The sequence below is a fragment of the Psychrobacter sp. Cmf 22.2 genome, from assembly GCF_001921745.1.
Classification (GTDB): Bacteria; Pseudomonadota; Gammaproteobacteria; order Pseudomonadales; family Moraxellaceae; genus Psychrobacter.
On the sequence record NZ_MRYA01000006.1, the window covers coordinates 122,367 to 134,683 of the forward strand.

A 12,317-nucleotide genomic window follows, 5' to 3' on the forward strand; every position below is an offset into this window, starting at 1 on the left:
CATACCCTTTGGATTAATAAAAACCCTGCTCATTGGCAGGGTTTTTTGATGGCGTCTTATAACCACGTAATACTATAATAGTTTATCCATAAAAAAACCGTCTACCATAATGAGGCGACGGTTTTAAAATGAACAACAGTATTTATGCGTTACCTTCAGCATCGACCTGCGCTTGCTGTTGGCTTTGCGCGTAGGCTTGATCAAAATTGACTGGAGCAAGCAGTAACTGCGGGAAGCTACCACGAGTAACGATGTCACTAATAACTTCACGCGCATAAGGGAACAAAACATTAGGGCAATAAGCGCCTAGAATCTGTCCAATTTGATCGTCAGGGATATTCTTTAACAAAAAGATGCCAGCCTGATGAACCTCAGCGATAAACGCTGGTTCTTCCGCATTCTTAGCGGTAACGCTTACTGTTAAGATAACTTGGTAGTGATCGTCATCAAGCTTTTCAGCATTACTTGATAGATTGATGTCCAGCTCAGGGTTCCACTCTTTGGTGAATACACTCGCGCCTGGTACTTCAAGCGACATATCTTTTACGTAGATGCGTTCTAGTGCTAATTGCGGTTGTGCTTGTTCTTCAGCCATGTTCATTCCTCGAATAAATAATACAATGTGTCGTTATTGTCTTAATAACATCGTTTTAATAACAACGTACGATATCAAGCTACATTATTACAAGCTGGGGCAAGAATAACAATAGTCTGTCATCTATTGTCTAATACTATAATTAGAATTAGCCAAAGATGATTAATATAGTCGTTATGTCTTCATATAGTACATGTAAAGCAGATTAACCTGCTAATAACTCATCAAGCTTGCCTTGCTGATTCATTTGATTCAATTCATCAAAGCCACCAACAAAAGTATCACCAACAAAGATTTGTGGCACAGTACGATAGTTATTGGTTTTTTGCATCAATGCACGGCGCTCATCACTACTCATATCGTGCATGCCAATTTCTTCATAGTCAACGCCTTTATTCTTTAGCAATTGTTTGGCGTTTGTGCAATAAGGGCAGATAGGCGTTGTATAAACTTTAACTGAAGCAGTCATAAGATATCCTTAATTATTAAATATTATATAAAGTATCTATTGTCTTGGATTAAATAGATTTATGATAAGTGTATATTTGATTGCGCTTACTATAAAGTGGGGATAGGTATGGTAAATTCAAGCCAGCCCGTTATAAAAGGCGATTAAACACTGTCAAGCGCCTATGATCGTTGAATCGGCTTCCATAAAAAAAGACACAACGGGTAGTCATGTCTTTTTATTCGTTCTGAGAATAGGCTTACTTATGTAAGCTAGGCTTCGTCTTACCTTTGCCCTTGGGTTTGGCATCTTTTAGTCCTACTAAGGGCATACCCGCTGCTTGCCAGCCGCCCACACCGCCTTCTAAGCGATAGACGCTATCTTTACCAATCATCTGGATAGCCGCACCTGCTTGTACACCCATGTCACAAATGATAATCACTGGCTGTTCAATTGCGCGAATCTCATCTAAGTGATCTTTGAGCTCTGTAAAAGGGATATTACGACTGCCTTGGATGTAGCCGGTGGCAAACTTCTTTTTGGCGCGAATATCAATCAGCTGCGCATTTTGAGAGTTGACCATCATACCGAGGGTATTTGGCGACACTTTTTTGCCGCTACGTTTGTTTTCAATGGTAAAAAACAGTACGGCAAGTACGGCTAAGATACCAAATAAAAACGGGTGGTTGCCCACAAATTCAAGCGCACGATCCAAACCAAACCTCCAAGAAAATAAGTGTTCTATTAAGCTGAGAAGACAGCTTAATGATTTTGAACAAGGCGCTATTATACCGATTAGGTCATCTATAGTAAATGTATGATGAGCAACCTACGTTTTAATAGTGCGGATTTGATAAATAGCGTTATTAATATGGCTTAGTATCAGCCTCTGCTTGCAAGGTCACAAGGTTTTCGACTCGGCGCTGTAGCACATCACCATCAGCTACCGCTTGCCATAACGCGCAACCTTTGCTGTTATGAGTATGTTTGCAATCACGAAACTTACAGTCACCGGCAAGCGGCGCAAGCTCAATAAAACCTGAAATAATATCGTCAGGATCTAAATGCCAGATACCATATTCGCGAATACCAGGCGTATCGACGATGCCGCCTTGGGTAAGATCGTCTGGATTAAACGGCAATAAACGACTGGTGGTGGTGGTATGCTGGCCAAGTTTTGAGTTTTCAGAAATGATATTAACGCTCTGCGCCGAATCAGGTAGTAAAGCATTAATTAAGCTGCTTTTACCGACGCCAGACTGACCGGCAAAAATAACTAGTTTTTTGTCTATGTAGCGTTTTAGCTCATCAAGTCCCTGCTGCTCATCATTATTGGCAATGTTTTCGGGGCAATCAACTGAAGTCAGCACGCTCTCATAACCAAGAGCCGCGTATTGTGCCAATAGCTCACTAGTATCGATGCCGTTTTCTTGCGCCAGTAGGTCGGCTTTGTTAAGCACTAATAATGGCTTGACGCCAGCGTGATGACAGACGACCAAATAGCGATCGATAAGGGTTGGCGCAGCAGCTGGCAGCGGCGCAAACACGATTGCTAAAATATCGACATTGGCGGCGACAGGTTTGAGCTTATGATAACGATCTGGGCGTGAGACAAGAGAGGTACGCGGTTGTACAGATTCAATACGCCCAAAACCAGTATTGGGGTCTGCCGTCCAGCGTACGTGGTCGCCTGCCGCTAGCATAGGAAGGTTGGTACGCACATGACAGCGCCATATATCGCCCATCTCAAGCGCTTGCCAAAAAGGCTCAGGATCATCGGGTGCAATCTCTGGCTGTACGGGCATGTCTGCTGGCAAGCTTGTGATTTGTACTTCTAACTGCTTACCATAATGCGCCATGACCACACCATCCATCAAGCTCTCATCGATGCTCTCTTGACTCTCGAGCTGCTGCTTGTCAATGCGACGAATCTGTTGTTTAGTCAGTTTGCGTTGCCGGATTAGTGCCATGGGTTTGTGACCTATTATAAAAATATTGCTAAGTGTAGCGTGAAAATTTGCTAACATACAGCCTAAAGCGTCTATAGCAGATAGGGGTTTTGTAATATTTTGAACTTTTTAGTTTTTTTACACCAGCAGACGTGCAGTGATGCTAAACAAACATCATTATCGTTATGTAATTTATACAACGAAACTTACTTGAATATTGTTTCAAACTTTATTGACCATAGGACAGAATATGAGTACCGATGACCATCCCAATAAAATCAAAATTAAAAACCAAGGTAAAAAAGGGTTGGTATGGATTGATTTAGAAATGACTGGGCTCAACACCTTAACTGATGAGATTATCGAGATTGCCACTGTCGTCACTGACGAAGATTTAAACGTCCTTGCAGAAGGGCCAGTGTTTGCGATTAAGGTATCTGATCGGGTATTAAATAGTATGGATGAGTGGAATACCAAACAACATGGACAATCAGGCTTGGTTGATCGTGTACGTCGTAGCAGCGTGACGCTGGCAGAGGCTGAAGCTGAAACCATTAAGTTTTTGAATAAATGGGTCGATAGCGGTAAGTCGCCGATGTGCGGTAACTCAATCTGTCAAGATCGTCGATTTTTGGCGCGGCAAATGCCAGAGCTGGAGCGGTTCTTTCATTACCGCAACCTTGACGTGTCATCGATTAAAGAGCTGTGCTTTCGCTGGCGTCCCGATATCTTAAAAAACTTTGAAAAAGGCGGCAGTCATCTCGCGTTAGATGATATCCGTGACTCTATTCGTGAGCTTAAGCATTATCGTCAGCACTTTTTTAAACTCATGCCTTAATAAGATTGATAAGTTAAGCTCGATAAGTAATGAGCCTGCACTTGATAAGTGAACAACCAACTACGAAGGGTCTGCTAAATAGTTAGCAGACCCTTATTTTATGACATCATTTAGTTTATAAAAAAGAAGCTAGACCTGTAATTTAAATTCAACCAATTCAAATTTAGCTTTATTGCTATCTGAGTGTTCATTAGCGAACACTACACCGATCACTGCGCTGACCATTGGTTTACGGGTGTCTTCGTTCAGCCGCCGCCAATCACCCAGCACGTAGCGTTTTTTATCTGTCGTCGCTTGATGGATATCTGGACGATGGGTATGGCCATGTAGCAGCGCATCGCTATTAGCCACGGCTTGTATTACCGCCTCATCGTTGACATCCATAATGTGAGCGGCTTTATTAGCATTGTTTTGTTGGCTTTTTTGGCGCATTTTTTCCGCGATGGTCAAGCGTTTTTCTAAGGATTTATTCAGCAGATACCACTGGGTTAGACGGTTGCGCATGATTTTACGAAAAAACTGATATTTTTTATCATCAATACAAAGCGCGTCGCCATGCTCGAGACGGTAGTGTTGCTGCCCGATGGTTAACATATACGGCTCATTAATCAGCTCCCCGCCAAACAGGTTGCAAAACGGCTGACCCAGTAGAAAATCACGATTACCATGCATCACCAATATCTCACAGCCCTTGATACGCAGTTGTTTTAATTTAGCGATAAGCGGGGTGAGCCAGTGGGTTTGGCGCGCGTCATCTGACAGCGTCAAATAAGCGTCATCACCGATCCAGACCTCAAACCAATCGCCTAAGATAAATAAACGTTTGAGGACGGGCAGGGCCAGACAGTCATCGAGCAGTGCCAAAAAAGCCTGCACTAAGGCAGGCTCCTCTGGCGATAAATGCAAATCGCTGATGAATACTTGCCGCACCTCATGTGGGCGGGTCGTTATCAGATGATTAAACGTTTGCATTTATCATAATCCTTGTCATCTATTATCAGACTATCAGTAACACTTACTTATATGACTTACTGAGAAACGATGGTCGCAGAGTTGATAACGACAGGCTCTTTTGGCACATCAGCATGCATGCCGAAGCGACCGGTTGGTACGCCGCGCATTTTGTCGATGACGTCCATACCGCTGGTGACTTTACCAAATACCGTGTAGCCCCAGCCTTGCATGTTTTTGCCAGAGTGGTTTAGGAAGTCATTGTCTTTGACGTTGATAAAGAACTGGCTGGTCGCTGAATGTGGATCTTGCGTACGCGCCATGGCGATAGTGCCCTTGTCGTTCTTTAGGCCATTGTCCGCTTCGTTTTCGATGGGAGCGTTGGTTGCTTTTTCATTCATCTCAGCGTCCATGCCGCCGCCTTGAATCATAAAGCCATCGATGATGCGATGAAAAATCGTACCGTCATAATGGCCAGATTTTACGTAATTTAAGAAGTTTTCCACGGTTTTTGGCGCTTTTTCTTCGTTGAGTTCGATGACGATCGCACCCATATTGGTGTCTAGTTCTACTACTGGTGGCATGTCTACCATGTGATATTCCTTTTTTAGTTGCAGCGCCTTAAATGACGCTGTCAAGTGGTGGTTGAAAAGTTATGGCTAGTCTAACGGCTTTTTTGTCGTCTGTCATGTATCAGGCTGTTAATGCCTTTGCGAAACCTGATAGAATAACGCAACGTTATCTTTTATCAGTCTTTTTTAATTTATCATTTTTGAGCGTGGTAACACGCGCTGAACACTTGCGCTAGGAGCAATGAGTAATGAGTGAGCACTCAAGCAATAATGCACAAAAAAACGACTTTATTCGTAATATCATTCGTGATGATGTCAATGCGCAGAAATACCCCCAAATCGTAACGAGATTCCCCCCTGAGCCAAACGGCTATTTGCACTTAGGTCATGTCAAATCAATCTGTCTAAACTTTGGTATCGCTGAGGAGTTTGGCGGTGTTTGCAACTTGCGTTTTGATGACACCAACCCAACGGCAGAAAAACAAGACTTCATCGACAATATAGAAAACGATGTCAAATGGTTAGGGTTTGAGTGGGCAGGCGAGGCGCATCACGCCTCAGGTTATTTTGATCAGCTTTATGCGTGGGCAGTGCAGCTTATCGAGCAGGGCGACGCCTATGTGGATTTGCAGTCGCCTGAACAAATCCGCGACAACCGCGGCTCATTTAATGAGGCAGGTACGCCATCACCGCAGCGTGATGCCAGTGTCGCAGAAAACTTGGCGCGCTTTAATGAGATGAAAGATGGCAAGTTTGCCGAAGGCGAAGCGGTGCTACGTGCCAAAATCGACATGGCCAGCCCCAATATGAACATGCGCGACCCTGTCATCTATCGCGTCATGCACCAAGCGCATCATCAAACCGGCGATAAATGGTGCATCTATCCGATGTATGATTTTGCCCATCCGCTCTCTGATGCGCTTGAAGATATCACCCATTCATTGTGTACACTGGAGTTTGAAGACCATCGTCCGTTTTATGATTGGGCGGTAGAAAAAATCGGCTTTGAGGTGCCGCCGCATCAGTATGAGTTTAGCCGCTTAAATGTCGACCACACCATGACCAGTAAGCGTAAGCTCAAACAGTTGGTCGATGAAGGGGTGGTGAGTGGCTGGGATGATCCGCGCATGCCGACCATCGCGGGCATGCGCCGCCGTGGTTATACGCCAGAGGGTCTGCGCGATTTTTGTGAGCGCGTTGGCGTGACCAAAGTCGATAGCGTTGTTGATTTTCGTTTATTAGAATTTAGTATCCGTCAATCACTTGAGACGACGACCGCGCGCGGCATGGCGGTGCTCAAGCCCTTAAAAGTGACGATTACCAACTTTGCGGAAGCGGTCAGCAGCTGGGAGGCACAAAAGGCCGATAGCGTCAATGCGCGCTGGGATGAAGATGCTCAGACTCTATGGCTCAAGCAGCCAAAACATCCTAACGTCGATATGGGTGAGCGTGAGATTCCGTTTACCGAAACCCTTTATATCGACCAAGGCGACTATGAAATTGAACCGCCAGCCGGCTATAAGCGCCTGTCACCAGAAAAGCCAGAAATCCGCCTGCGTAACACTTATGTGCTGGCCGTGACTGAGCATATCACTGATGATGCTGGCAATGTGACCGAGCTAAAAGCGACGATTGATCCTGCGACATTGGGCAACAACCCTGAAGGCCGCAAAGTCAAAGGCGTGATTCATTGGGTGTCAGCAAGCCTTGGCGTGCCTGCGACCGTGCGTATGTATGAGCAGTTATTTAGTGTCGAGGACCCAGGTAGCGCCAGTGATGTGCATCAAGTGCTCAATCCCAATTCATTGACTGAGCTTGCAGCAGTGGTTGAGCCGTCACTTGCCAACGCAGATGCTGGCACGCGCTTTCAGTTTGAGCGTGAAGGCTACTTCATCGCCGATAGTGAAGAGCACACCAGCGACAAGCCAGTGTTTAACCAAATCGTGAGCTTACGCGACAGTTATAAGCCGGCTTAATTATCGTCTATCAAACTCTTGAAAGTGCGATGTTTGGATTAGGGATACAAGCCAATAGTAGATGTGTTGATTGTTTGACCCAATAGGCATGCTCGACGATACATCTAAGGGAGAGTAAAGGGATTATGATTAAAAAGTCAATCAATCTAGCATTACAAGGCGGCGGTTCTCACGGCGCCTTTACTTGGGGCGTACTGGACTATTTCATGGAAGATGGCCGCGTCAGTGTAGAAGGTATCACTGGGACGAGTGCTGGTGCCATGAATGCAACGGTATTGGCACAAGGCTATATGAATGGTGGTGCAGATGGCGCGCGTGAAGCGCTTGAGCAATTTTGGCGGCAAGTGGCCTACATGGGCATGATGAACCCTGTTAAACGTAGCCCTTTGAGTATTTTGACTGGCAAATGGGATGTGGACGACTCACCAGCGTACCTAATGCTTGATCTGTTTAGCCGGGTAGCGTCACCTTACGACACCAACCCTTTGAATATCAACCCGCTACATGATCTGGTTGAGTCTACCATTGACTTTGAAAAGGTCAGAGCTTGCAGTCAGCTCAAGCTGTTTGTAGCGGCAACCAACGTGCATACGGGCAAAATAAAAGTATTCAACCGTGAAGAGTTGACCGCAGACATGATTTTAGCTTCGGCATGTCTGCCTTCTTATTTTCAAGCGGTTGAAATCGATGGCATACCGTATTGGGACGGTGGTTATGTTGGCAATCCTCCTTTGTATCCTTTGTTTCGCACCACTAAGTCCCAAGATATTGTGATTGTTCAAATTAATCCGATTGAGCGCAACGAAACCCCGACAAGTGCCATAGAAATACAGAACCGTATTAATGAGATTTCGTTCAATTCATCTTTGTTAAGAGAGTTACGAGCGATTGACTTTGTGACCCGTCAACTACAGAAAAACAATCTGGATAGAGAGCGTTATTCTGAGGTCTTCTTGCACCGTATTGAAGCCACTGAACAAATCAATCCACTGTCAGCGTCTAGTAAAATAAATTCTGAATGGGCATTTTTAACGCACCTACGCGATATCGGTCGTGAGTCTGCAAAAGCCTTTCTTGATCAACACTACGATGGTTTAGGCCAACAGTCTACTCTAGATTTACGAAGTGAGTTTTTATAAGTGAGTCATATATAAGCTAAAGTATTGACGCTATAGATTAAACTTGACAATAGTAGTTTGCAATTGTGCCTATTTCTAGTACGCTAGACATGGGCTTTTTTGTGTAAATAATAATTTAATCTATATTGATTCGCTTAGGGATAAATGGAATAACCGCATTACAATCCGTCACAAGACATTCATAACCAGTTTGTTAATATAAAATAGAATTCTTACTGACGTTAGCCGAGTTACTGTTTCATAGCTCGGCACGTCAACGATAATAACAGAGCGCCTTGAGAAACTTTATCGCTCATTACTAATACAAGGAATTAAGTATGGCACATTTACGTCTAGGTGATACCGCACCAAACTTTGACGCTACAACAACAGATGGTGATATCAATTTTTATGATTGGGCAGGGGATAGCTGGGTTGTGTTGTTCTCGCATCCTGCCGACTATACGCCAGTATGTACGACTGAGCTTGGACGTACCGCAGCATTAGGTGGTGAGTTCCAAAAACGCAATGTCAAACCCATTGCGCTGTCAGTTGATGATTTAGAAGATCATAAAGGCTGGGTAGGTGACATCGAGGAGACTCAGGGTACTGCTGTCAACTTCCCTATCATTGCTGACTCAGATCGCACGGTCGCCGATCTTTATGACATGATTCATCCAAACGCTGATAATACTGCCACAGTCAGAAGCGTCTTTATTATTGATCCAAACAAAAAAGTACGTTTAACGCTAACTTATCCTGCCAGCTGTGGTCGTAACTTTGATGAAATCGTTCGGGTCATCGATGCGCTACAATTATCTGATGAATACAATGTCGCGACGCCTGTAGATTGGCAAGATGGTGACGACGTTATTATTCCGCCAAGTGTCAAAAACGAAGATATCGCTGCCAACTATCCTAAAGGACATACAGAAGTTAAGCCATATCTACGTACAACGCCTGCACCAAATAAATAAGCTAAGTGCTGTAACCTGGTAAAACTACTGATGAAAGCCAAAAAACCTCATAACGCAAAGTTATGGGGTTTTTTACTAATATTCTGACAAGTATTAATAAGGCTTTGCTATGATAACTATAGTAGGCTATAACTATTATTGATCACCCTTCCACGGAGTTTGCCATGAAGACATTGTATGTAACTCGTACTGCCCCTAATCCACGTAAAGCACTTATTCTATTAGCGTCAAAAGGTATCGACGTTGATGATATGGATGACATAAATGTCGTAGATATCGACTTTGCTGCCAATGAGCAAATGTCAGATGATTTTACTCAGATGAATCCTATGCAAACCGTACCAGTATTAACCTTAGATGATGGTACCGTACTTAACGACTCTCAGGCAGTCTGCGAATACCTTGATCGCGTCTATGGTGAGCGTTCGGTGATGGGCAATGATGTGGTACAACGTGCACAAGTCTGCTCTATGCGCCGTATTGCTGAGTTTGAAGTTCTATATAACCTTATGCTGGCATTTCAGCACAGCCATCCATCTAAAGCGCAGCGCGTTGAGCAAGTACCAGAGTTCGTTGCGCCGTCTATCGCTCGTGCTGTCAAAGCATTATCTTATTTTGAAAACGCTTTAGTTGGTCATGAGTACCTAGTTGGCGAGCAACTGAGCTTTGCAGATATCGTGCTGTATTTAGGGTTGGATTTTGGCAAAATACTTAAGGTCAATCCTAATGAGCAAGGGGAAAATTTAGCGCGCTTTTATCAAATGATGAATGAACGTTTTAATATCAAAAAAACGGCCAAATCTATAAAGGACAGCGATTAAATAAAATCCGTATAAACCCTCATTATAAACATACCTAACAAAGGATAGTTAAGTTATTGGCTATCCTTTATTAATTGGGGAAACAAAACTAAAAGTTGTATATAGAGGCAAAAACTGCTGGATAATAAAACTAAAACATTTAGTTACATAAGGTAACGTAGTTATTCTTATAGTAGTTATACCATTTGATATCTGTCATATCGACTTAAATATTTAGAGTGTATCTTAAACAAGTAAACAAATTTTCTTAAATATTTGTTTACACAAGTCTTAGCAGTCCATAGTGAGAAAGTATACGTTGATCTAAACGCTTTATACTTTGTCTGTATCTGTGCGATATATATTTTCGTACGATGGTTGTATTTGTATGACAAATTGATTAAAAAAGTGAAATGCTTCTAAAGAAGTTTAAAAAAGCCATAAGAGAGATGTAACATGGTAAGTAAAATTTTAAAATCCTCTTTGCTGCCAAGTTTGCTAGCATCTAGCTTAGCGTTAACTGCCTGTAATAATACTTCAACCAGTAATGATACCAACGATACCACTGTAGAAAACGCGGCTATCAATCCTGATGCCCAATCGGCACCTGCTACTCAAACACTAAGTGCTGAAGAAAAAATGAGTGTCAAGCTTGCTCGTTACCGTTGGACATTGGTCACTGCAAATGATGTCGATAACCAGCCTATAACATCATTAATGGATATTAATGACCAAGTTGTTTTAAACTTTAATAAATATCAAGGTCAAAACATTATCAGCTATAGTGTAGGCTGTAATACTGTCAATGCGGTTTATCAGCTACAAGATAATATACTGATGACGGAAGACGGCATGGGTACAAAAATGCTGTGCCAAGATTTAAATACAGCTGAAAATAAACTGAATGAGCTGATGCAGGGTGAGAGCCAGCTAAGTTTGTCAAACGAAGCACCTCTAATTCTTACTCAAATCACAAGCGACAAGGCAACTCTCGTTTGGGGAGGTAGGATGACGGCGCAAGCGAAGTATAATAGCAGAGGTGAGACGATATTTTGGGCAGTGGATGCAAACACCAAACCTTGCCCTAACGATTCGGCGCAGAGTTGTCTGCAAGTAAAACCAATTACCTACGATGATCAAGGTATAAAGATAAACGAAGGTGAGTGGACAGCGTTCAAGGGCAGTATTGATGGTTATGAGCATAACCCTGATTATGATGAAGTGCTACGCCTGCAGCGTTATAAACTTGAATCGGATGACGACTCAGATGCAAAGTATGCTTATGTACTCGATATCGTGATAGAAAGTTCAATGGCCAGATAAATACTGTTGTTCGAAAAGGAAGATATAACCATAAAAAGCACGTGCCTATAGAGCGCGTGCTTTTTGTTTAATGGTTAACGATATAGTAATATATTGCTTGATAGTTCATGTATCAGACAAGCAAGTGGTTAACGCAAATTTCCCAAGTCGTCTTCAGTTAAGCGCCAGCGGCCTTTTTTCTTGGAGGCACCGCGTCCACGCATTGAGCTATTAAGTAGTAGTTTGTTCATTGAATGACTAGAGTGCGCATGACAAATAGCACAGGCTAGACCATCAGCGGCATCGGCCTGTGGTACCACATCTAAAGATAATATGCGACAAACCATTTCTTGGACCTGCTCTTTGGCGGCAGCGCCATAACCGCAAACTGCTTGTTTAATTTGTCGTGCAGTATATTCTGATACTTCCAAATCCAATGCAACCATTGCTGCAATAGCGGCGCCACGTGCTTGCCCAAGCTTAAGCGCAGAGTCAGGGTTTTCTGCCATAAATACTTGTTCAATAGCAGCATAAATAGGTTCATTGGCATATTTTAGATGATACTGAGTAATACGAGTTAAGCCGTTAAAGATACGCTTAAGACGTTCAGGCATCTCTTTTGTGTCAGTGCGAATGGTACCTGCATCAATATAGGTTAACTTGTCGCCCGTTTGTTGAATGACTCCGTAGCCCGTCATACGTGAGCCAGGATCAATCCCTATAATAATTGTCATAGTATTCTGTCTTACTTCCATTTTGTTTTATGGCTTAAAAATTAGCCTTAAGTTTGA

At 43.2% G+C, this 12,317-nt stretch carries 13 protein-coding genes; 6 read left to right on the plus strand and 7 right to left on the minus strand.

All coding sequences use genetic code 11. The annotated features are described in order from the left end of the window. Positions 1-142 precede the first annotated feature (142 nt). The 4 genes from secB to rsgA all read right to left on the minus strand — a co-directional run bounded on the left by secB (position 143) and on the right by rsgA (position 3,013). Entirely contained in the window at positions 143-595 is a 453-nt protein-coding gene (gene secB, locus BTV98_RS10945) for a protein-export chaperone SecB (protein WP_058369127.1), read from the minus strand. 205 nt (positions 596-800) lie between these two features. Next, on the minus strand, positions 801-1,064 hold the full coding sequence (gene grxC / locus BTV98_RS10950) for a glutaredoxin 3 (protein WP_058369126.1): 264 nt from the start codon (positions 1,062-1,064) through the stop codon (positions 801-803). Positions 1,065-1,302: 238 nt separating this feature from the next. Then, complete coding sequence (locus tag BTV98_RS10955; protein ID WP_058369125.1) at positions 1,303-1,758, minus strand: rhodanese-like domain-containing protein; 456 nt, start codon at positions 1,756-1,758, stop codon at positions 1,303-1,305. A 151-nt stretch (positions 1,759-1,909) separates the two neighbouring features. Beyond that, on the minus strand, positions 1,910-3,013 hold the full coding sequence (gene rsgA, locus BTV98_RS10960) for a ribosome small subunit-dependent GTPase A (protein WP_058369124.1): 1,104 nt from the start codon (positions 3,011-3,013) through the stop codon (positions 1,910-1,912). A 229-nt stretch (positions 3,014-3,242) separates the two neighbouring features. On the opposite strand from rsgA, the gene orn reads away from it, so the two are divergent. After that, positions 3,243-3,830 carry an oligoribonuclease gene (gene orn, locus BTV98_RS10965; RefSeq protein ID WP_058368397.1) on the plus strand — a complete coding sequence of 196 codons (588 nt, stop codon included), beginning with the start codon at positions 3,243-3,245 and terminating at the stop codon, positions 3,828-3,830. A gap of 129 nt (positions 3,831-3,959) precedes the next feature. Here the strand turns inward: orn and BTV98_RS10970 are convergent, their stop codons facing one another. Then, positions 3,960-4,802, minus strand: coding sequence for a UDP-2,3-diacylglucosamine diphosphatase (locus BTV98_RS10970; protein ID WP_058368398.1), 843 nt, complete (start codon positions 4,800-4,802; stop codon positions 3,960-3,962). A 56-nt stretch (positions 4,803-4,858) separates the two neighbouring features. Next, positions 4,859-5,374, minus strand: coding sequence for a peptidylprolyl isomerase (locus BTV98_RS10975; protein ID WP_075103604.1), 516 nt, complete (start codon positions 5,372-5,374; stop codon positions 4,859-4,861). A 227-nt stretch (positions 5,375-5,601) separates the two neighbouring features. Here BTV98_RS10975 and BTV98_RS10980 point away from each other — a divergent pair, with 227 nt between their 5' ends. From BTV98_RS10980 to BTV98_RS11000, 5 genes are all read left to right on the plus strand, one after another. Beyond that, positions 5,602-7,329 (plus strand): glutamine--tRNA ligase/YqeY domain fusion protein, encoded by a 1,728-nt coding sequence (locus BTV98_RS10980; protein WP_058368399.1) that lies wholly within the window; start codon positions 5,602-5,604, stop codon positions 7,327-7,329. Between the two features lie 125 nt (positions 7,330-7,454). After that, positions 7,455-8,468, plus strand: a complete 1,014-nt coding sequence (locus tag BTV98_RS10985) for a patatin-like phospholipase family protein (protein WP_058368400.1) — start codon at positions 7,455-7,457, stop codon at positions 8,466-8,468. A gap of 317 nt (positions 8,469-8,785) precedes the next feature. After that, the gene (locus tag BTV98_RS10990; protein WP_058368401.1) at positions 8,786-9,424 is read left to right on the plus strand and encodes a peroxiredoxin; all 639 of its coding nucleotides are present in this window, start codon (positions 8,786-8,788) and stop codon (positions 9,422-9,424) included. 164 nt (positions 9,425-9,588) lie between these two features. Then, on the plus strand, positions 9,589-10,245 hold the full coding sequence (locus BTV98_RS10995) for a glutathione S-transferase family protein (RefSeq protein WP_075103605.1): 657 nt from the start codon (positions 9,589-9,591) through the stop codon (positions 10,243-10,245). A gap of 435 nt (positions 10,246-10,680) precedes the next feature. After that, positions 10,681-11,547, plus strand: a complete 867-nt coding sequence (locus tag BTV98_RS11000; protein ID WP_058368403.1) for a DUF4377 domain-containing protein — start codon at positions 10,681-10,683, stop codon at positions 11,545-11,547. A gap of 128 nt (positions 11,548-11,675) precedes the next feature. Here BTV98_RS11000 and ruvC read toward each other — a convergent pair whose 3' ends face one another. Beyond that, positions 11,676-12,260 (minus strand): crossover junction endodeoxyribonuclease RuvC, encoded by a 585-nt coding sequence (gene ruvC, locus BTV98_RS11005; RefSeq protein WP_058368404.1) that lies wholly within the window; start codon positions 12,258-12,260, stop codon positions 11,676-11,678. Positions 12,261-12,317: the final 57 nt, after the last annotated feature.